This is a genomic window from Pseudomonas sp. GW821-FHT04D07 (assembly GCF_059420225.1).
The window spans coordinates 46,281-67,832 of the sequence record NZ_JBWKTH010000007.1 but is presented as its reverse complement, the minus strand read 5'-3'; the positions used below and the strand labels follow the sequence as shown (position 1 = coordinate 67,832).

Below are 21,552 nucleotides of genomic sequence, written 5' to 3'. Positions count from 1 at the left end.
TCCCTTATTCCTTTTCGACCACGTCATACTGCTGGATTTGATCTTTCAGGTAAGCGTGTGAACCTGCCTTCTGGACGACGGTATCGGCCAATTGGGTAAACCCTTGCTGAAGCGCGGGTTCGGCAAGGACAGATTGATATTTATAAACTTCTTCTCGATCGCGCCGTTGCGCCAACTTCAGGAACTCAATTAACTGGTCGGCGCTGAACGTGCCTTCCGCAAGCCTCAGGCTGACCCTGTTTTGCCCGGACTTGCGCCACGCCACAAGCCCTTTTAAACAGAGTGTCAGCAGGTGCGCTTCGGTTTCCTGGAACAAGAACAGGTCATCGTCCTTTATCTGTGCGCTTGTGAAACTGACGCTGGGGGCCGTTATGACATTAACTGCATTTTTTCTGGTCGATAGAAAAAGAACTTTAGTGCCGCCCAGCGCGCTGGAAATTTCAATCGTATTGCTATAGCCGTTGGCAATCACATTGTCAGTGCCGCCCTGGTTGAGATAGAAAAAATTCTCCGGGAGATTTCCGACAAGCTGGGTTTCATTTTTACCGCCATGCAGGTAAGCCACCTCTCCACGGGCAATCAGAATATCCTGGCCATCAGCGCTGGGATAAAGCGCTGTGTTGGGTTTGCCCAGTATGCTGTTGCGCAGGACATACACGTTTTTGTCCGCCCATCGATGCAGGACGGTTTTTTCTCCGAGCGTCTCACGACTTAAATCGACTTGCCGCCGCCAATAGATTTTTCCGTCATTCGGCGACACCTCCAATGTATAGAGGCGGCCTCTTATCTCGATTTCCAGGAACTCAGCGAAAGGCTCTTTCAAAAAGTTGACCAGCGTCAGCGAGCCCTCTTTGATAGCCGCCTGGCTCCCCTCGAGTAACGCCAGGACAGCTGAGTCTTGAGTCGTCGCCAGCTCTTTCTTCGGATCGAGCAGAAGCGCCCATTCCAGAACGATACTGCCCCAAAGCTCGTGCTCCGACCCAGGCACCTTTATCCTGATGTTTTCCAGGTCGACCCCAAGCAGTTTCAGCCGAGAAGGCGCCATCCCCTTGCGATAGTCCTCCTCGGCGGCGAAATCAAAGGTGGTGTGTGAATTCCACAGCAGGTACAGCGTGTTGGGCGAACCACGCCCTTGAATTTTACTGCGCCCCTGCCCGACATACAGCGTATTGGAAAAACCTGGGTCCAACTCATAGTGATGAGTGCCTGTCAGGCAAGGGATGTAGGTATAAGGATTGAACTTGCCTTCAATCGTCAGGAAATAAGCGGCATCGTATGCACCTCGGTCAAACTCCCGCTCTGCCCGATAGGTGTAAGGCGACGGTGTTGCTGAAAGCGCGTCTTTCTTCATCCAGATACAAAGCACCAGTATATCGACGCCGCGCCACCAGGCCGGCTGCGCTTCTATCGCTGATTTCTCCCGCCATTTCGTGCTGAATATTTTTCTCCCAACTTTAGAATACCCATGAATGGAAACAGACTGAGTGACCTCCTTGGGAAAGCCCCCGGTCATGGAGACATTTTCTGCCATTCTTTCAAAAGAAAAGGGGATGCTGGTATAGGCCAGGACATGCTCTTCAAGGAAATCCTGCAACTTTGAATCCGCGATTGTGGGTGCTATATCCAATCCCTCGTAGGGGACCTCCAGGTCCTTTTCAATCGCGGCAAACGTCAACGTTCGGTCATAATAAAAATCCACCTCCGAAAGAGACATCTGCTGGAGGGCCGCCGAAGAAAATAACGACGACAGATCCATTCGATAGTAGCAAGCCGAGTCGTTCTCTTTTAATGAATCCTTAATGTCCATTTCAACGAAGTAGGTTTGCCCTTGAGCATCCAGGTTCAATAATCGCGCCGCGGCGGCATCCTCGTTGACCTTCCGGAAGTGGCAACGACCGATATATTTTCCCTCGCCCAGCGGTTGGTAGTCGGCATCGAATACTTCATAGAAAAAGCTGGCGGTCTCCGTCGAGGGTGGCGTCTCCAGGTAGGTCAGGCCTTTCACCCGTAAAAAGGACCTTTTATCCAGATAGACGACCGAACGCAACGACATCATATCGATCAGCAGCTCAGCCCCGTTTTTTTTAACCGCGCTCGAAAGATCCAGTCGATGACGACTGTTATAGGTCACCTCAGTGGCAGAGTCATAAAATACCCTGAACCTTGGAAAGGTGACATTCAAATAGTTGAACAGGTCCTTGCCATCCAATGGAAACTTCAGGTACAGAGAACCCAACGTATGGGACTTATTAATGGCCTTCATATCGATGAGCTGATGACTCGAGGCCATGACCTTGACTTGCAAGAAGTCTTTTTGAGCATCCTCGAGCAACTCTATGCGACGGCCCCCACTGCGCGTAATATGATAAGAAAATTGGATGGAGCTCAAATTGAAGGCCGACGTCGTTACCCGCGGAAGCAGAACAAAACCTCTTGATTTCTTCTTCTTTATTTCATCAAAACTCAGATAGCCGACGGTTGGCTGCGTCGCCTGCCCGTCATAGCGAGTCATTTTAATTTCATAATTAACGATACCGTCGTGAAGATAGCGGTCGAGATCCGCTTCCCGCTGTGGATTGAAAACGAGCGCTGTGGAGTCATAAGATCGACTGGCCGCGCTGCCCAGGAAAACCATTTGATTATTTCCTGGCACCCGCAGCTCGGGCAGGTCCATCTCCAGAACATTATATAAGCGCTCCCCATAGTAAAGATCGGGATTCAAGGTAATGGTCTGGTTCTGCAGGACCAGTCTTAAATTATTTTCTATATTTTTTCTCAACACCAACTCGCCGCCTTTTTCCTCGCTGACGAAATAATTACCCTCCAAAGATACTTGCAGCTTGGATTGCTCACGGTCCTCAATTTTAAACGACTGCTTGCTCACCGGGGATACTCGGGAATCCAGCCAGGTGGTGATATCATGGTATTTAAGTGAGGTATCCGTCAGCATCAGCTCGACCCTCTCCAGCCTGGCGTCCTTCGCCACACCGTGACCGGTGATTTTTACTACTTTTTTCTTACTCATCACTTATATTCCCTTAAAGTGTTTCAGCTCTATGTACCACGCGAGCCCGCGCCCAACGCCTGAGCTCTAGATGGAGACCGCAAAACCGCTGACCGCCGCCTGAATGTCGACCTCGCAACTTCTCGTTTCCCGTCTCAGCAGCAGCAGGGAGCGTCCTGTCGAGTTTCTCAAGGTAATGCGTGAGGCCTCCCCGACCACCGCCATCACGGGGTGCGTTTCTCCGCTCTTGAAGCGGATATAGGCGGGCAGTTGAACGGTTCGAACCACTTGTTCCAGCGCGCAGGCTTGGCCTTCGGACGTCACCAGTTCGAGCTTGAAAGTGCTTTTACCCTTGAACTTGGTCACTTCCAGGGAGGACAGCGACAAGTCCAGCTCGGCAATCGTCTCGCGAGCATCTTCCTGGCCGGATAGATCCAGGCTGACCCGAGGCAGCGTCTGGAACGGCCCTTGCGGGACAAGCAACTCGGTACGACTGCCAAAGTTCGAGTCGAAGTCCTTTGAAGCCATCAGGCTTTTCTTGAACTGCAGGGTGTAACTCGTCTCGGGGTACAGTTTGACCTGGTACTTGTTAAGGGCTTGCTCCTGCGGGGACTCACCGGTCGCCCAGCCAAAAGGATTGACGTTCAAGAGCAGATGCGGGGTGGCACCGAATAACAGAACCGTCGGGATCGGGCCAAAATCCAGTACTTCCAAGCGTTTGTTCGGCGTCGAAGGCATCGTCACCATCAGCTTTCGCTCGCGTCCCCGGCGGGCCTCCCGACGACGCAGGTACCAGCCCTTGCAGACCTGGGCGTGTTTCCCTTGGCCCTTGCCATCCGGCCAGGTTTTCAAGTCATTCGGAGCCAGCCCCAAAGGCGATAACGTATAACCCCTGGGCTCCTGCCGAAGGCTCGCCTCCTGGCTGACCGAGCCGATGTCCTTGAGCGGGTTGGTCTGATCGTCATCGTCCGCATCGTTGATCATCGGTGTCAGGAACAGATCAATGCCATCCTCATGTAAACCAGCGGTGACAATCCCCGTCCCCGGGTCCTGGCGGCCGTCGAACAGTTGGTCCGCCACCTGGCGCATCTGCTGCTGGGTCAAGATCCCTTCCAGCGCCGAAGAACCAAACATATTGCGAAAGAACAGGCTGACCTTTTCATTCCAGCGGTAGTTCTCCAGCTGTGAAAGGCTGACGATCGCATTCAGGATGATATTGACGACAGTCAAGGCCGCACCGACCAGGATCAGCACGACATTTACCCCCGGCACGCCGATCAGGATAAAGGCTGCCAGGTTGACGCCGAAGGCCACCCCGTCGATCACCGTCATGGTGATGTAGAGCGCTTGTTCCTCGGCGGTCTTGGCCAACTGGGCGCCTTCGATATTGCGATAGAGACTGACGGCGGTGAACAGCACATCCAGTGGCAGCAGCACCTTGTTCAGCTTGAAGAACAACTGGTCCAGCCGGGGCTGCCAGAGGGCGCGGGAAGCACTGGAAGCCAGGCGCAAGGCAACCGCGGGGCCAACGTCGGTGGTGAAATCGAACACCCCCTTGACCACCGCCAACGAGTCGCTGACGCTAAAGACGCCCGATCGGGCCGACGAAAAATCCAGCTGGAAGGGCTGGGTTCGAAAATCGGCAAAGACCCCGAAAGCGCCCAGCAAGCGACTGGTGCCGGTGGCCACACGGGCGCTGGTCTTCAGCACCCGGGCAGAAAGTTGCTGTTTCTTGAGGCGGTTCCTGGCCAGGTCGAGCTGTTCCTGGGTGTCTTGCAGACCTTTCAGGGATGCCGAGTCCTTGAGCAGCGCCTTCTTGCTGTTCAGTTGGTTTTCCAACTGCTCCAGGGCTGGAAGAATCTTTGTTTCATCGCCAATCTCCAGCAACCCCCGCAGCTCTCGCGTTGATACGCCGAGCTGTTCACTGCCCAGGAGGCTGCGCTGAATGGCATTGTCTACAATCAGGGTGCCCACTTTGGGGGTTGCTGTTTGAAACTCCCGAAACAAGCTCGGAGGGAACTCGCCATAGGGTATATTTTTGAAAAATTCACGCGTGGCAGAATCGATATTGATGCCGGTCATCTCCCAATATTCCTGCTTACTGAGCAGAAAGAATTTTTCATAGGCGCTTTTATAGTTACTTTCACTGCTGGGCACCGTAGAGCCACAGAACTTTAAAATAGCATTGGAGATAGCTCTTATCCTTTGCGCCCCATGGGGATCATAAGGATCAATCAGGAATTTTACTTTTGTCCCGGTATAAGCAAGCAGCCCCTCTACTGAGTCACCTCGATCGGTGGCCGCCTTCAACCTCAGCAGAAAATCCACCACCTTCCTCATTGTTTCAACTTCGCCGATCGGCAATAACCCACCGCCTCCCCCGCCCTCTATGGAGGCAATCGCCAGCATTTCCCTGACCGTTTCAGCCGAGTCGGAAAATTTATCATTGATCAATCGATCCAGCCCGTCCAAGGCACTTTTGCGGAGATTGGCCGCCGCTTGTGCAGGCCTCCGGATAGCATCGAACGCCATTTCATCCATGTGCGAAACATGGCGCTCATTCGCCGACAGTTTGCCGACCTCTAAAACATGCGTGCGCTTTAAGTAGTCGACAAAGGAAAGATTATTCAAGTCTGCTGGTCCGTCGGACCACTCGAAATTTTCTCTGATCGCCACCTGAATATTCCAGGTATTCGGAGGGTCCTCAGGCCTGCGCGGACGCAGTGGGCTCAGGGAGGCGTCGATAAGGTACCTGAAGGCCTTGAGAACAAGACCGGGCAAAACAAGATGATGATCTTGCCATTTGCTCGACAACGGACCCAGCACCCAATCCGACGTCAGTACAAGAGGCGCTCTGGGACTGGATACAACCAGCACATTGGGAATTTGACTCTTGTCAAGATGAGCCTGTACCAAGGCCCTCTCCAAAAGCAGACAGGTAATATTTGAAGCCGCCACATGAGAAACATGACAGGATTGAAAATTGACAACCCTTAATTTCTTGAATCCAGACGCGGTGTAGGTATTGAGTATATTGCTATACAACCATTCCGCTACCTTTTCCGGATGTCCGAACACACGTTTTTCAATATCCCGACCATGCCCTACAACATTGACAATCCCATCAAAAGAAACACCTTCCGCCGCCGGCGCAGAATATTTTACGACCAGCTCATTATTGCTGATTGAATAATCCGCTCCCAGTTCAAGATAATGGCGCCCCCCAGGCCTAAGTAGACTGCCCAGCTCTCGACGCCTGAACAGCTCAAACTCTCCATGCAGGCTGACAAGCATCCCGTTCCATTCAGCGGAGCCCACGGGAGGTAGAGAACCCAGGATGTGTGGCACGCTCTGCGTTCTCAATTCGTTCAGATAGGGGAGCCCCGCAAACAGAGCGGGCGGCATCAACCAGAGATTGGTGGATAACAGGAAACTGGAAAAATCCTCTCTTGTATTGATACGCCCTTTCCATTCTATGTTGTACTTGTAGATCAAATGCATACTGGCAATAGACGCGGGACTTTGCGCCGCAATCACTCGGTAAAGCCGGACATCGGCGACATCGTCACCCACGAGTAGATTCAATACATGTTCAACGGCGCGCTTGCGACGACGTGTTGTGCCCGACTCGACAAGACTCGCCAGGCTTACCCCATGAAAAGCTCTTATCCTCGCCTGTGCGAGGCCCACCTGATAAAGAGAAAGTAGCCCTTTTAAAAAATCCAGTTCGACTCTTTTTGCCCTGAAATTATCGTCATCCAACTTGCACAGGGCAACAAAATCCTGGGTCAGCGCGAAACTTATCCGATGCGCCTCAGCCCCAGCGTCCTTGATAAAATATGACTTGAGTTTTGTATAGGACTCTACCCGCTCCGCATCCATGCCCTTCCACAAGGAGAAGGACGGTATTTCCCGAGCGAAATCAAATACGAACTCATCTCGAAAGCAGGGATAAATAATGCGCTGCGCATTCGTGCCCTGCGTGTATACGGTCCCCAGCGTATAAATGTTTCCACCTTGTGCAGCACGTATCTCCTTACCATCCAGATAGAGACCCGGGAAAGAGACTTCATACTTCTGCAGAACACGTTGAATTTCCTCAAGGTAGGCCAGAGCGTCCTGACTTAACGCATCACCCGACACCTCATATCGATGCGCAGCATAATCGAACAATAACTCATTCATATAACAACCCTGTCCTGTTGGGCAACGCACCAAGGGAAGTTATCAGAAAAAAAGACTCAGACATCGTAATATCCTTATTACTCCTTATGAGTCACAAGGCTACTCGCAGTCCTTTTCAAAAGAAAAACGGAATTTATCGATCAGATCCTACCCGGACAGATCGACAATGAGGGTTCAAACAATAGATATATACGCCCATCAGGCTTCGTCGTTATAAACGAACTTCGGCATTTCCCAGTGAAAACGAATCGCCAGCAGGCGCAGCAGAAAGCCACCGAACAGCGTGATCAAAATCGCCTGTTCATGGGGCAACTGCCAATAGGTGCACCCGAGAAAACACCAGGCGGCCGCGAAGGAGACGCTGGCATAGAGTTCACGACGGAACACCAGCGGAATGTCGTTGCAGAAAATATCGCGCAACACCCCGCCAAACACCCCGGTGATGACCCCGCTGACCGAAGCCACCATCAGGCCCTGGCCCATTTCCAGGGCGGTCATGCAGCCGATCAGGGTAAAGGCCACCAGGCCCACGGCATCGAGCACCAGGAACAGCGAGCGCAAGTGGCGCATCAACGGCGCGATGAATATCGTCACCAACGCCGCGACCGAGGTCAGCACCAGGTATTCCGGATGCTTGACCCAGGTCAGCGGGTAATGCCCCAGCAGAACGTCACGCACTGAACCGCCGCCGAGGGCGGTAACGCAGGCGATCAGCACCACGCCGAACCAGTCCATGCCACGCCGTCCCGCCGAGAGGGCACCGGTCATGGCTTCAGCGGTAATGGCGACGAGGTAGAGCATCAGCAACATGATGGCGATCCGGGTAGGAGGAGGCGCGCAGTCTACTGGCTTGCGCCGCGCACCAAAAGAGCGCACCTACCCTTTCCAATATTAGCCGATCAAGCCTGGACGCCCGCCATTGTGGGAGCGGAGCTTGCCCGCGAAGGGGCCAGTGGGGCCGCTACAAGGCTTCGCGGGCAAGCTCCGCGCCCACAGACAACAACGCCCACCAAGCGATCAGAACTTGATGAAGTGCTTGCGGTAGTGCTGCAACTCGGCAATCGACTCGCGAATATCATCCAGCGCCAGGTGCGTGCTGCCCTTCTGGAAGCTGTCGCGCACTTCCGGCGCCCAGCGTGCGGCCAACTCTTTCAAGGTCGACACGTCCAGGTTGCGGTAGTGGAAATAGTTTTCCAGGGCCTTCATGTGGCGGGCGAGAAAACGCCGATCCTGACAGATGCTGTTGCCACAGATTGGCGACTTGCCCTTGGGCACCCACTGTTCCAGGAAGGCGATGGTCTGCGCCTCGGCCTCGGCCATGTCGATGCGGCTGTCGCGCACGCGCTGGGTCAGCCCCGAACCGCCATGCTGACGGGTGTTCCACTCGTCCATGCCGGCCAGGATTTCATCGCTGTGATGGATCGCGATCACCGGCCCTTCGGCCAGGGTGTTGAGGTTGCTGTCGGTGACTATAGTCGCCATTTCGATAATGACGTCGGTGTCCGGGCTCAGGCCGGTCATCTCCAGGTCGATCCAGATCAGGTTCTGCGGGTTTTGCATGAGTTGGCTCCTCGGCGTAGCCGCACAGTTTAGCGCAGGCCGCGCTTGCCGGGCGTGCTAAACTCGCGACCGCTTGACCCTCCCCGCCGATTCAACGACACGGAACACCCATGGCCAAACGCCAGCTCAACCGCCGCCAGAACTGGCGCATCGAAAAGATCCAGGGCGAACGCGCCGCGCGCGCCGCCAAACGCGAGTCCCAAGCCGTGGAAGCGCTGGAAGGCGGCGACCTGGGGGCCGAACAGACGGGTCTGGTGATCGCGCACTTCGGCGTGCAGGTCGAAGTCGAGGCGCTAGAGGGTGAGCTCAAGGGTCAGGTATTCCGCTGCCACCTGCGGGCTAACCTGCCAGCGCTGGTGACCGGTGACCAGGTGGTCTGGCGTGCCGGCAACCAGGGCATCGGGGTGATCGTCGCGCAACTGCCACGCACCACCGAACTGAAGCGCCCGGACAGCCGCGGCCAGCTCAAACCGGTGGCCGCCAACGTCGACATGATCGTGATCGTCTTCGCCCCGCTGCCCGAACCCCATGCCAACCTGATCGACCGCTACCTGGTAGCCGCCGAACACGCCGGCATCCGCCCGTTGCTGCTGCTGAACAAGTTCGACCTGATCGATGAGCAGAACGCCCCGGCGCTGAATGCACTGCTGGCGGTCTACCGGCAGTTGGGCTATCCGCTGCTGGAAGTGTCGGCCCATCACGGCAACGGCATGGAACAGTTGCAGCAGCAGCTGGACGGGCACATCAGCGTGTTCGTCGGCCAATCCGGGGTCGGCAAGTCCTCGTTGGTCAACAGCTTGCTGCCCGAGGTGGACACCCGTGTCGGCCCGCTCTCCGAACTGTCCGGCCAGGGCACCCACACCACCACCACCGCGCGGCTGTTCCACTTCCCCGGCGGCGGTGAACTGATCGACTCCCCGGGGATTCGCGAGTTCGGCCTGGGCCATGTCAGCCGTGCCGATGTCGAAGCTGGCTTTATCGAGTTCAACGATCTGATCGGCACCTGCCGCTTCCGCGATTGCAAGCATGACCGCGAGCCCGGCTGCGCCCTGCTCAAGGCCCTGGAAGACGGCCGCGTGCAGCAGCAGCGGATGAACAGCTACCGTTCGATCATCGCCAGCCTGCCGCAAGACAGCTACTGAGGCTGGCTGATTGTAGGAGCGAGCTTGCTCGCGATGGACGCCAACGATAACGCGGGAAACCTGATACCCCGCAGTGCCTGGACTACCATCGCGAGCAAGCTCGCTCCTACTATGAACCGGTCTTGGGCTTGCCCGGTTCGTCCATCTTCAGCACCCCATCCTCGAAGATGTTCAGGCGTTGCCGCAGCTCATGGGCCGGCAGCGGCTGCTTGTCGGCCGGCAGCGCGTTCGGGTCCTTCGGCACCTCGCCCGGAGCACCTTGCCCTTCGGTCGGTGCCGGCTTGGCCCCATCCTCGCCCTGCTCGCCTTCAATGGCCTTCTGTGCCTTCTTGGTCAACACCACGATATCGATGCGCCGGTTGACCGGATTGAACGGGTCGGCCTTGTCGAACAGCGACGAGGAGGCGTAACCCACCACCCGCGCCACTTGCGTGTCCGGATAACTGCCGGCCACCAGCGCACGCCGGGCCGCGTTGGCGCGATTGGCCGACAACTCCCAGTTGCTGAAGCCGCCGGTGCCGGCGTACTGCTTGGCATCGGTGTGACCGCTGATGCTGATCTTGTTCGGCACCGCCTTGATGGTGTCGGCCATGGCCAGCAGGATGTCTTCGAAATAAGGCTTCAGACGCGCGCTGCCGGAGTCGAACATCGGCCGGTTTTCCGCGTCCATGATCTGGATGCGCAGGCCATCGGGGGTGATCTCGAACTTGATCTGGTCCTTGAACTTCTGCAGTTCCGGGCTCTCGTCGACCTTTTTATGCAGCTCCTGCATCAGCAATTCCAGGCGCTCTTTCTCCACCTGCTCGGCCATGCTCTCGACCTGATCGCTGTCGATCTTGACCTTGTCCGGCTGTGGCTCGGATTTGACTTCCGGATTGAGGGTCTTGTCCGGCGCCAGCACCGGCGAACCGCCCAGGTCGATGATGTAGGGCGTACCGCTCTCGGAGAAGCCGATCGGGTCCTTGAAATAGCCGGCGATGGCGATTTTCTGTTCCGGGGTCGCGGTGGACAGCAGCCACAGCACCAAGAAGAACGCCATCATCGCCGTCGCGAAGTCGGCAAAAGCGATTTTCCAGGCGCCGCCGTGATGCCCGCCGGCAAAGCGCTTGACGCGCTTGATTATGATCGGCTGATTGTTTTCCATGACTCAGCGACCGCGAACCGCTTGTTCCAGCTCGGCGAAGCTGGGACGGTGCTTCGGATACAGGACCTTGCGCCCGAACTCCACCGCCAGCGAAGGCGGCATGCCGGAAGCCGAGGCCACCAGGCAAGCCTTGATCGCTTCGTAGATGTTCAGCTCTTCCTTGGCATCGTGGGTCAGGGACGTCGCCAAGGGGCCGAAGAAACCGTAGGCGGCGAGAATACCGAAGAAGGTCCCCACCAACGCCGCACCTACGTGCAGGCCGATGGATTTCTGGTCGCCCTCACCGAGGGAGGCCATGGTCACCACGATCCCCAGTACCGCCGCGACGATACCGAAACCGGGCATGGCGTCGGCGACGCCGGTCACGGCATGGGCCGGATGTTCCAGCTCTTCCTTCATGGAGAACAGCTCCATGTCGAACAAGCCTTCCAGCTCATGGGGCGCCATGTTGCCGGAGGACATGATGCGCAGGTAGTCGCAGATGTACGCGGTCATGCGCTCATCCTTGAGCACGGCCGGGTACTTGGCGAAGATCGGGCTGGCGGCGGCGTCTTCGATATCGCCCTCGATCGCCATCATGCCTTCGCGGCGGCTCTTGTTGAGGATCTCGTAGATCAGCCCGAGGACCTCAAGATAAAAGGTGTGGGTAAACCGCGAACTGAACATGCTCAAGGACTTCTTGACCACGTGCATCGTCATGTAGCCCGGGTTGGCCTGCAGAAACGCACCGAAGGCCGCACCGCCGATGATCATCACCTCGAAGGGCTGAATCAGCGCGGCGATCTTACCGTGGGAAAGCACGTACCCGCCGAGCACGCTCGCGAATACGACAATGATGCCGATAATTTTAGCCATAGGTAGAGAGCACTTACTGAGTCGGGTTCAAGGTCATATTCGGAAGTTAATAAATCTCTTCTTCTACTTATCGGCAAAACTGCGCCAGACTATAGCCAGTTCAGGCGAAAAGCCAGAAAACCGGCCATGTGCCAGCTTGCACGGTCGATTGCGCAGCGCCTGCCCAGCCCTCTACGGGCCTGTTAACAGTGATGATGACCGCGCTCGAATATGGCTAACGAAACGACTGTCTCCACGCAAAAACCCAACACGCTGCAGGGCTGGATCAAGCTGCTGCAAGCCGTGCGTTTGCCCGTCCCCCAGGACAGTCACGACCGGGTCTGCCGCGCCATCCGCGACAGCCGCAGCTCACTGCGCGATATCGCCGAACTCATGCAGGGTAGCCCGGCCCTGGCGCTGAGTGTGATCTGCGAAGCCAACCAGCACACCCACGGCAGCATGACCGAGCCGGCGGAAAACCTTGAAGTGGCGATCAATCGCCTGGGTTTGAAACGCACCGAGGAACTGCTCGCACGTCTGCCAGCCAAGGCACCGGAAGAGATTCCAATCGCCTTGCGCCAGCTCCAGCTGATCAGCCAACACGCCAGCCAGCAGGCCAACGGTTTGTTCGCCGCGCGCCTGGCGCGCCTCTGGCAGGATATCCACTGGGGCAGCCTACTGTTTCTCTCGCCGCTCTGGCCGCTGGCGCTGACACACCCGAACCTGCTCGAAGACTGGGAGCTGCGGGTGATTCACAAGAATGAGTCGGCCGCGGCCGTCGAGCAGGAGCTGTTCGGCGTGCGTCTGCTCGACCTGTGCCAGGCACTCGCTGATATCTGGCGCCTGCCGAACTGGGTCACCCAGGGTTATCAGTTGCTGAAAACCGAATTGCGCACCCTGGCCAGGGCGCTGCACATCGCCCGTGACAGCGAGCACCGCTTGCACCAGCAACAGCGGCTCGACGCCGATCCGGAGCTGCGCCGCTGGCTGAACCAGCCCTCCAACACCGTGCTGCTGGCCAACGGCCTGGCCCTCTCGGCGCAACAGGCCTGGGACAGTCCGCACCACCTGCGTTGGCAATACCTGACCAGCCTGTACCTGCAACAACCCATGGACGAGTTGCAGCAGCAACTGCACCAGCAGGCGGCGCAGAGCGCCAACCAGCACAGCATGCCGGACCTCTGGCACCCGGCCGAGGCCCTGATCTGGCGCGGCAGCATGCGGCGTGTGCACAGCGGCCTGCTACCTGCGGCGGATCCTTCGCCCGAGGCCCTGGCGCTCTGGCGCAAACACTGCGCCGAACTGCTCGCCACCCCCAGCCGGTTCACCAACGCCATGCACCTGACCGGGGTCGCCCGCGATGCCCTGAGCACCTGCGGCCTGCGCCGGGTGATGATCCTGATGGCCGACCGAACCCAGAGCAGCTTGCGGGTGCACCAGATCACCGGGCTGGCGAAGGAGTCGGCCGGCCTGGTCCTGCAGGTCAGCGCGAGTCCGATCCTGCAACGGCTACTGAGCCAGCCGGCGCAGATCCGCCTGACCCCGGCCAACAACGCCCAGTTCTCGGCCCTGCTGCCCGGCAACCTGCGGGCGCAGTTCCCCGGCGAACACCTGCTGCTGCGCTCCTTGAGCAACAATGGCCGAGTGGTCATGCTGGTGCTGGCCGACCAGGGCGGCGGACCCTTTTCGGAAATGACCGTGCAGGCCTTCGGTAAAACCGCACAGTGCATCGAGAAGGCATTACATGCCTTTACCCACCGCGGCACCTGACGCTGCGTTACAATCCTCCCTTTTTTGCGCCCTGGAGACCTCACATGCCTGACTTCTCTGGCTTGCCGCTGGTGATCGAGCCCGGCGACCTGCTGCCCCGCCTCGATACACCCGAACTGATCCTGGTGGACCTGACCAGCAGCGCCCGCTACGCCAGTGGGCATATTCCCGGCGCACGTTTCGTCGATCCCAAGCGCACCCAACTGGGCCAGCCACCGGCTCCCGGCCTGCTGCCGCCGAAGGAACTGCTCGAAGCGCTGTTCGGCGAACTCGGTCACAACCCGGACGCGGTCTACGTGGTCTATGACGACGAAGGCGGCGGCTGGGCCGGACGCTTCATCTGGTTGCTGGACGTTATCGGCCACGCGCGTTACCACTATCTGGATGGTGGCCTGCACGCCTGGCTGGGCGAAGGCCGGCCCGTCGACAGTGACACCCCCGCGGCCGTCGGTGGTCCCGTGGCCCTGACCCTGCACGACGAGCCCACCGCGACCCGCGACTATCTGCAAAGCCGCCTCGGCGCCGCCGACCTGGCCATCTGGGACGCCCGCGGCCCGTTGGAATACAGCGGCGAGAAAGCCCTTGCCGCCAAGGCTGGACACATCCCCGGCGCGGTGAACTTCGAATGGACCGCCGGCATGGACAAGGAGCGCGAGTTGCGCATCCGCCGCGACATGCCGCAGATCCTCACCGAACTGGGCATCACCCCGGACAAGGAAGTGATCACCCACTGCCAGACCCATCATCGCTCTGGCTTTACCTATCTGGTCGCCAAGTCGCTCGGTTACCCGCGCGTCAAAGGTTATGCCGGCTCCTGGGGCGAATGGGGCAACCACCCCGACACCCCCGTAGAGATTTGAGATTTCCAAGGATCCTTGATGAAAAAGCGTTTGTTCATCCTCAGCCAGTACCTGCTGCCCCATCACCTGCTGTCGCGCCTGGCCGGCTGCATCGCCGAATGCCGCGTGCGCTGGTTCAAGAACGCCTTTACCGCCTGGTTCGCCCAGCGCTACCAGGTGGACATGTCCCAGGCACTGGTCGAGGACCTGACCGCCTACGAGCACTTCAATGCCTTCTTCACCCGCGCCTTGAAAGACGGCGCCCGCCCGCTGGATGAAACCCCGGGGGCGATTCTCTGCCCGGCGGACGGCGCGGTCAGCCAGCTCGGGCCGATCGAACACGGTCGGGTGTTCCAGGCCAAGGGCCACAGCTATAGCGTGCTGGAACTGCTCGGCGGTGATGCGACCGCCGCCGCACCGTTCATGGGCGGCGACTTCGCTACCATCTACCTGTCGCCCAAAGACTACCATCGGGTCCATATGCCCCTGGCCGGAACCCTGCGGGAAATGGTCTACGTGCCTGGGCGGATCTTCTCGGTCAACCAGACCACCGCGGAAAACGTCCCGGAGCTGTTCGCCCGCAACGAGCGGGTGGTCTGCCTGTTCGATACCGAACGCGGACCGATGGCCGTGGTCCTGGTCGGCGCGATGATCGTCGCCTCGATCGAAACGGTCTGGGCCGGTCTGGTCACCCCGCCCAAGCGCGAACTGAAAACCGTGCGCTACGACGAAGCCGCGCGCCAGCCCATTCATCTGGAAAAGGGCGCGGAACTGGGGCGTTTCAAACTGGGCTCCACCGCCATCGTGCTGTTCGGGCCACAGCAGGTACAATGGGTTGAAGGGCTGGTCGCGGGTTCGTCCGTGCGCATGGGCCAAGGCCTCGGTGCTCCGGCCCAGGCTTGATGAACCTCGGCGCCTTGCGGCTCGCGGGCTCTGTCGCGAGCCGCAAGGCGCCGGGTGCGGGCAACGGATCGCCGTCGGATTGGACCGGCAAGGCTGCAGCGGCCCCGCAACCCTGCTAGAGTCATGGCATTATTTCGCCATCGTTTTTGTCATCCTGGCCTGTCGTTGGCCCAGGTTGTTTCGCTGCCGGAGCTGGACCGCTACATGAGCAATCCGAGTCCCCATCTGTTGTTGCGCGCACCGACGCCTACGCAGTTGAGCTTGTCTTTCTGCGATGCGACACCGCGCGACCTCAAGCGCTGGATCGCCGGCCTGCCGAAAGCCAATCTCGGGGAAACCGCTCGCCTGCTGTATCAGGGCCTGGGTGAACTCAACCTGCTGCTGACCCCCAGTGAAAACCGCTTGCAACTGCTGGAACTGCTGCGCCCCGAGGTGTACTACGTCTGCAAGCACCTGGAACGGCACTTTCTCAACCAGTCCATCGTCCTCGACGAACGTCCGAGAAAAGTCGCCAACCTCTGCCAGGCCCTGCAAAACCACCTGGCCATCGGTTACAAGCAGATCGCCATGCGCGTGGCCTCAAAGGGTGGCAAGGACCGCACCCTGCTGACCACCGCCATCCAGCGCGCGCTGCACTGTCTCAACGGGCCGCTGGTGCGCGCCAGCCAACTCTATTGCCCGGTTCCGGAAAGCCTCTGGTTCGAGGTGCACCAGCTCTATCAGGTAGCCTTTGCCCATCAGGTGCACAACATTCCGGTGTTCGACGAGCAGGCCAGCCAGCCACTGCCCCTGAGCGTCGAGCAAACTTACATTGTCGCCCTGCTGCTTGGTTGCGCACGCAGCAACCAGATGCGCCAGAACAACATTGCCCGCCTGGCCGAAGTCCTCGAACCCTGGAGCGCCCAGGTCAAGCTGCAAAGCGCCGAGCAAGCTTCCAGCCTGTTCGCCGTGGCGCCTGGGAGTGACGCCCCGCCACGCTATACGACCTTGTTCGCCGTCGAACAGCTGCCGAGCCTGATCGGGATCAACACCCTGCCCCTGGTCGAGGCCATCAAGGAATACCTCGAACTGCCCGCTGAGCTGCGCGGTCAGTCGCGGTTGCAGGTACCCAACGGCCTGAGCCTCGACGTCCTGCAGCACTTGAGCGGTGCCTGGGGCGAGGCCGCCGAACGGACCTTCCAGCGCACGCCGGGACAGGGCAGCCTGACCTTGTGTGTCGGCATGAGCGCACTGCACTTCTACCTGAGCGGCCAGCGTTCCTTCAGCGATATCCTCAAGATTCCCGCAACCAGCCGGGCCGCGCAATTCGCCGCGCTGCTGTCCAACAGCGCCGAAAAGGACGCCTGGAGCCACGCCTTCGACGCCCAGCGCTCTGGCGGCGCCGATACACTGCTGCCCTACGAAGAAATCCAGTATCAAACCGGTGACGCCGACAGCAGTCAGGCGGCCCTCAATAGCATCGAAGACTTCCCGACCCATGGCCTGCTGATCATCAATCACAGCCCTGGCGGTTACTGCCTGGCCTGGCCCAGGGAAGTGCCCGCGCAATTGCAGGCCGGCGAAATGGTCGGCGTGCAGGATCCCTCAAGCCAGGGCTGGAGCGTCGCCGTGGTGCGCTGGATACGCCAGGTGCGCAGCGGCGGCACGCAGATGGGCATCGAACTGGTGGCCCCGCATGCCCAGCCTTGTGGCCTGCAACTGGTGCGCGGCGGCGAAGGTAACAGTCCGTATCTGCGGGCCCTGCTGCTACCGGAGATCAGCGCCATCGGCATACCCGCCACGCTGCTGACGCCACGCCTGCCATTCCAGGAAGGACACAAGGTGGTCATCAACAGCAACGGCGAGGAGCGTCGCGCCGGGCTGAACAAACGTCTGGCCAGCACCGGCAGTTTCAATCAGTTCGAGTACCGGCTGCTCGAACAGCCGGTGACGCCGAAGACCGATCCGAGTGCCGGCGGCCTGGGCGTGGCCGAGGATGATTTCGGCTCGCTGTGGAAGATCCTGTAGGCGCCGGCTTGCTGGCGATGACGCCCGGAAAGACGATGCAAACCTCAAGGGCCTCATCGCCGGCAAGCCGGCTCCCACAAGGGTTGTGGCAGTACGATATTTTGCGACGAGACACAGACCTGTAGGAGCCGGCTTGCCGGCGATGCGATCTGACAGACGCCGAAATTCAGCGCTGTCCATCCCGATCTTGCACACCCAGCAAATACAGCACCCCATCCAGCCCCAGGGTCGAAATCGCCTGTTTGGCCGCGTGCCTGACCAACGGCTTGGCGCGGAACGCCACGCCCAATCCGGCAATCGCCAGCATCGGCAGGTCATTCGCGCCATCACCGACGGCAATGGTCTGCTCCAGGCTCAGGCCTTCCTTCGCGGCCAACTCACGCAGCAGATCGGCCTTGCGCTGGGCGTCGACAATCGGCTCGACAGCCACCCCCGTGCACCGGCCGTCCACCACTTCCAGTTCGTTGGCGAAGACATAGTCGATGCCCAGCTTCGCCTGCAACTGCCTGGCGAAATAGGTGAAACCGCCCGAGAGGATCGCCGTCTTGTAGCCCAGGCGCTTCAACTCGGCGAACAGCACCTCGGCCCCTTCGGTCAGGCGCAGCGAGGCGCCGATGGCGTCCAGCACACTGACATCGAGCCCCTTGAGCAGCGCCAGGCGCTCCTTGAAGCTGGCGCGAAAATCCAGTTCGCCAGCCATGGCCCGCTCGGTGATGGCCGAGACCAGCTCGCCGACGCCTGCCGCCTTGGCCAGTTCGTCGATCACTTCGGCCTCGATCAGGGTCGAGTCCATATCGAACACCGCCAGGCGCCGGTGACGCCGGAACAGCGAGTCTTCCTGGAGGGCGATATCGGCATTCAGTTCCTGGGCCGCGTTGAGGAATTCGCGGCGCAAGGCCTGCGGATCCGTCAGTTCGCCGCGCATGGAGAGTTCGAAGCAGCTCTTGCTCAGGCCCGACGGCACGTCAGACGCTGCGTGCGCCGACAGACGGTCGATCCGCTCGACCTCCAGGCCGTGCCGCGCGGTGATCGACGTCACCCGCTGCAACTGCTCGGCGTTTACCTGACGGCTCATCAGGGTCACGACATGACGCTTGTGCGTGGCGCTGGCCATCCAGTCCCGGTGTTCAGCCTCGGAAACCGCGGTGAACCGCACCTGCTGCGCCTGCCCCGGGGCACTGGCTTCAATGTCCTTGCGGGCCGACGAAGACTGCGCGGCGTCGGCGAATTCGACCAGAATGCCGAACGCCAGGCTGCCATGGATAACCGCCTGGCGGATATCGAGAATGTTCACCGCAGCTTGTGCCAGCACGCCAGTCATGGCCGCGGTCAGACCCGGACGGTCCTCTCCGGTGATGCTGATCAGGACGATTTCGCGCAAAGCGCACCCCCGCTCGTTAAAAAAAACGCATTCTACCCACTTTCACTGACCATCGGGCACAGCCAGCGCTTTGCCGGTCTAGGGCCTCTCGTTATACTGCGCGTCAACTTCACGGACAAAAGAGCCGCGCTCAGTGAACCGGCCCACGCCAGTCAAAACCGATAATTTCTTCCTGCTGATCTTCCGGGCCTTGCGTCACCGCCGTGTACCGCTCGCCTTGCGCATTGCCAGCCACAACGTGATCCTCGTCGCGCTGGCGCTGGTGATCTATGCCTGCGTGATGGGATTGCAGTTCAAGGAAGCCATGCACCAGCAGGCCGATGCCCTCGGCCAGAGCCTGACCACCCAGACGGCCACCTCCGCCACGGAACTGCTGGTGTCCAACGACATCCTCAGCCTCAACGTGCTGCTGAACAACCTGACGAAGAACCCGCTGGTGGCCCATGCGGCGATCTACAGCGTCGACAACCGCATCCTCGCCGAGGCCGGCCAGCGCCCGAAAAACGGCCTGCTGGGCGAAGCCGAAGGGTTGTACCAGACCAAGATCACCTTCCAGGACGTGACCGCCGGGCATCTGCGCATCAGCCTGGACATGGCGCAATTCCAGCAGCCGATGACCATCAGCCTGCAAAGCATGGGCATTCTCAGCGCGATCCTGCTGGCCCTGGCCCTGGCCTTGAGCCTGCGCCTGGGCCGGCATATCTCCACGCCGCTGCTGCAATTGCGGGTCTGGTTGCGGGATATGGACGAACACACCCCGGCGACCCAGCGCCAGGATGAAATCGGCGACCTGGCGCGCCAGCTGCATTCGCGCTTTGCCCCGGTCAAACCGGAGCCCGAGCCGGAACCGGAAATCGATTACGACGAACACGACTACGCCGAGGAAGAACAGACCGAACCCGCCTTCCAGGTCCGCAACCTGCGCGATCCAAGCTTCGACGAGACGGCGGCGGCCCCGCTGCCCAAGCCGGCGCCCCGGCATGTCGTCAGCAACGTGGAAGATGAACTGGACGACGACGAAGATCCGTTCGCCGACCTGCGGGAAGACCCGCGTACCGCGAGCGGCGCGGCCGTGAAGCCGCAGCCGGTAGCACCGAGACAGCCACAGCACAGCGCGGTGCTGGCGGTGCAGTTGGGTGCCCAGGACCAATTGCGGCGCCTGCCACGCGCGCGCCTGACGGAACTGCTGGACCGTTACCGCGACTGCCTGGACCAGGCTGCCTCGCTGTATGAGAGCGAGCTGCACACCCTGAACGATGGCAGCACCCTGATGCTCTTCCATAGCGAAGACAGCGGTGACGACTACCTGACCAACGCCATCTGCTGTGGCGAACTGCTCCGGGCGTTGGGCCACCAGTTGCAGATCGAGGTGGCCGACAGCGGCATCACACTGCAACTGCAGCTTGGCCTTACGTTGGGCAACGCGTTGTTCGGCCTGAGCCAGATCGACCTGCTGCTGACGGAAACCGCCCAGGACGCCCTGGCATTGTCGCAGCACAGCCGCAACCTGCTGCTGGTGGAACGACGCATCAGTGATGACCCGCTGATTCGCCAGCGCGCGCGTATCCGCCCGATTGCCAGTCCCGAGGGGGCTTGCTGCGTGGAGCGCTTGATGGAACCGTATCCCTCGATGCTGGAGCGCCAGCTGGCGCGGATGCACGAGACCCGGGCCAAGAGCTGATCGACGATCGCCCAAACACCACAAACCCTGTGGGAGCCGGTTTGCCGGCGATGAGGCCCGTGAGTCTTGTAGCGCTCCAGCGGACGCCATCGCCAGCAAGCCGGCTCCTACACCAGCAGACCGTGCATGACGATGGTTTGAGGTGAACATACAGCCATCCTTGGCCCAACAAAAAGCCCGCATTCGATGCGGGCTTTTTGTTGACTGAGCACTGACTTCAGAAGCAGGCCTCAGAAGCGAAACACTTCCATATCCGTACGAATCGGCGAAGCCATCGGGATCTTCGGCTTCTCGGGTTCGGCCTGCTTGGCCGGGGCCGGAGATGCTGCCTTGCGGTTTTCCACCAGCGGCGCCTGATTGGCCAGTGGCTTGAGTGCCATGCTCAGTTGCTCGGCCAGGCGCTGCAACAGCTCGCCCTGGGCCTGCACCTGTGCCGCCGACGTCCCGCTGTGCTGCTGCTCCAGATGGACGATACGGTTATCGCGCACCTGCCCACGGCGGTCGAGCAAACGCCACTGCGCATCGAGAATCGCTGGTTGATGGGCACCGGAATCCAGTCGGGTAATCGACAACAGTACCTGCACATCCGGCGTGCTCCCGGCAATCGCCGGTGCCAGCACCACGCGCTGGCTGTCCAGACGCCAGGCCAACTGGCGGACCAGCAGCTGATTGATGTCGGACGACAGGCTGCCGGCCCAGCGACCGTCGGTCGCCGCTGTCAGGCTGCCATCGGGCTGGCGCTGCAGCAGGCTTTCGCGTTGCAGGTAATCGGCCAGGGAAACCGGCCCGAGCACCACCGACATCCCCGCGCTTTGCTGAGGCTGGCCGGGCGTGCCGCTGTCCAATTGATACAGGGAAACCGGCTGGTGCACGCTGCATCCGGCCAAGCCAAGCAGGCCCGTCAGCAGCACGATAAAAGGAAGGCGCAGAACAGTCATCATCCCATCCAGGTGGCCGCCACAAGGCCCTGCCACAGTCTGATCCAAAAATTCGTTTGGGCACGCCGCCACGCGGGTGCCGCAAGAGGCGCATATCATCCGTGAATATGCGCCCTGACTCCAGTGCCACAGTAGCGATCTTCCTGCTAATACGCTGAACGAAC

Annotated in this window: 14 protein-coding genes; 6 read left to right on the top strand and 8 right to left on the bottom strand. The window is 59.7% G+C overall.

All coding sequences use genetic code 11. From position 1 onward, the window contains the following. Positions 1-4: 4 nt before the first annotated feature. The 4 genes from AC07T0_RS11450 to orn form a co-directional block, all read right to left on the bottom strand. Positions 5-3,025, bottom strand: a complete 3,021-nt coding sequence (locus tag AC07T0_RS11450) for a hypothetical protein (RefSeq protein ID WP_495001286.1) — start codon at positions 3,023-3,025, stop codon at positions 5-7. Positions 3,026-3,091: 66 nt separating this feature from the next. Next, on the bottom strand, positions 3,092-7,189 hold the full coding sequence (locus AC07T0_RS11445) for a hypothetical protein (RefSeq protein WP_495001285.1): 4,098 nt from the start codon (positions 7,187-7,189) through the stop codon (positions 3,092-3,094). Between the two features lie 198 nt (positions 7,190-7,387). Further along, on the bottom strand, positions 7,388-8,002 hold the full coding sequence (locus AC07T0_RS11440; protein ID WP_495001436.1) for a trimeric intracellular cation channel family protein: 615 nt from the start codon (positions 8,000-8,002) through the stop codon (positions 7,388-7,390). A gap of 204 nt (positions 8,003-8,206) precedes the next feature. After that, positions 8,207-8,749: an oligoribonuclease gene (gene orn, locus AC07T0_RS11435; RefSeq protein WP_177090531.1), complete on the bottom strand. Its 543-nt coding sequence runs from the start codon at positions 8,747-8,749 to the stop codon at positions 8,207-8,209. A gap of 110 nt (positions 8,750-8,859) precedes the next feature. Here orn and rsgA point away from each other — a divergent pair, with 110 nt between their 5' ends. Next, positions 8,860-9,891 carry a small ribosomal subunit biogenesis GTPase RsgA gene (gene rsgA / locus AC07T0_RS11430; RefSeq protein WP_495001284.1) on the top strand — a complete coding sequence of 344 codons (1,032 nt, stop codon included), beginning with the start codon at positions 8,860-8,862 and terminating at the stop codon, positions 9,889-9,891. Between the two features lie 109 nt (positions 9,892-10,000). Here the strand turns inward: rsgA and motB are convergent, their stop codons facing one another. Together motB and motA are read right to left on the bottom strand one after the other, a co-directional pair. Then, positions 10,001-11,035 carry a flagellar motor protein MotB gene (gene motB / locus AC07T0_RS11425; RefSeq protein ID WP_495001283.1) on the bottom strand — a complete coding sequence of 345 codons (1,035 nt, stop codon included), beginning with the start codon at positions 11,033-11,035 and terminating at the stop codon, positions 10,001-10,003. 3 nt (positions 11,036-11,038) lie between these two features. Then, on the bottom strand, positions 11,039-11,890 hold the full coding sequence (gene motA / locus AC07T0_RS11420) for a flagellar motor stator protein MotA (RefSeq protein ID WP_495001282.1): 852 nt from the start codon (positions 11,888-11,890) through the stop codon (positions 11,039-11,041). Positions 11,891-12,100: 210 nt separating this feature from the next. Between motA and AC07T0_RS11415 the strand changes: the two genes are divergently transcribed. The 4 genes from AC07T0_RS11415 (at position 12,101) to AC07T0_RS11400 (ending at position 17,388) form a co-directional block, all read left to right on the top strand. Further along, positions 12,101-13,639 (top strand): HDOD domain-containing protein, encoded by a 1,539-nt coding sequence (locus AC07T0_RS11415; RefSeq protein WP_495001281.1) that lies wholly within the window; start codon positions 12,101-12,103, stop codon positions 13,637-13,639. Positions 13,640-13,683: 44 nt separating this feature from the next. Next, complete coding sequence (locus AC07T0_RS11410; protein ID WP_495001280.1) at positions 13,684-14,499, top strand: rhodanese-like domain-containing protein; 816 nt, start codon at positions 13,684-13,686, stop codon at positions 14,497-14,499. A gap of 18 nt (positions 14,500-14,517) precedes the next feature. Continuing rightward, positions 14,518-15,381: an archaetidylserine decarboxylase gene (gene asd, locus AC07T0_RS11405; RefSeq protein WP_495001279.1), complete on the top strand. Its 864-nt coding sequence runs from the start codon at positions 14,518-14,520 to the stop codon at positions 15,379-15,381. 204 nt (positions 15,382-15,585) lie between these two features. Further along, positions 15,586-17,388, top strand: coding sequence for a cyclic-di-GMP receptor FimW-related protein (locus tag AC07T0_RS11400; protein WP_495001278.1), 1,803 nt, complete (start codon positions 15,586-15,588; stop codon positions 17,386-17,388). 166 nt (positions 17,389-17,554) lie between these two features. Here AC07T0_RS11400 and serB read toward each other — a convergent pair whose 3' ends face one another. Beyond that, the gene (serB, locus tag AC07T0_RS11395; protein ID WP_495001277.1) at positions 17,555-18,769 is read right to left on the bottom strand and encodes a phosphoserine phosphatase SerB; all 1,215 of its coding nucleotides are present in this window, start codon (positions 18,767-18,769) and stop codon (positions 17,555-17,557) included. A gap of 133 nt (positions 18,770-18,902) precedes the next feature. Here serB and AC07T0_RS11390 point away from each other — a divergent pair, with 133 nt between their 5' ends. Beyond that, positions 18,903-20,450 (top strand): AhpA/YtjB family protein, encoded by a 1,548-nt coding sequence (locus AC07T0_RS11390; RefSeq protein ID WP_495001276.1) that lies wholly within the window; start codon positions 18,903-18,905, stop codon positions 20,448-20,450. A 230-nt stretch (positions 20,451-20,680) separates the two neighbouring features. On the opposite strand, the gene AC07T0_RS11385 is transcribed toward AC07T0_RS11390, so the two are convergent. Next, positions 20,681-21,388, bottom strand: coding sequence for a PqiC family protein (locus AC07T0_RS11385; protein ID WP_495001275.1), 708 nt, complete (start codon positions 21,386-21,388; stop codon positions 20,681-20,683). Positions 21,389-21,552 lie beyond the last annotated feature (164 nt).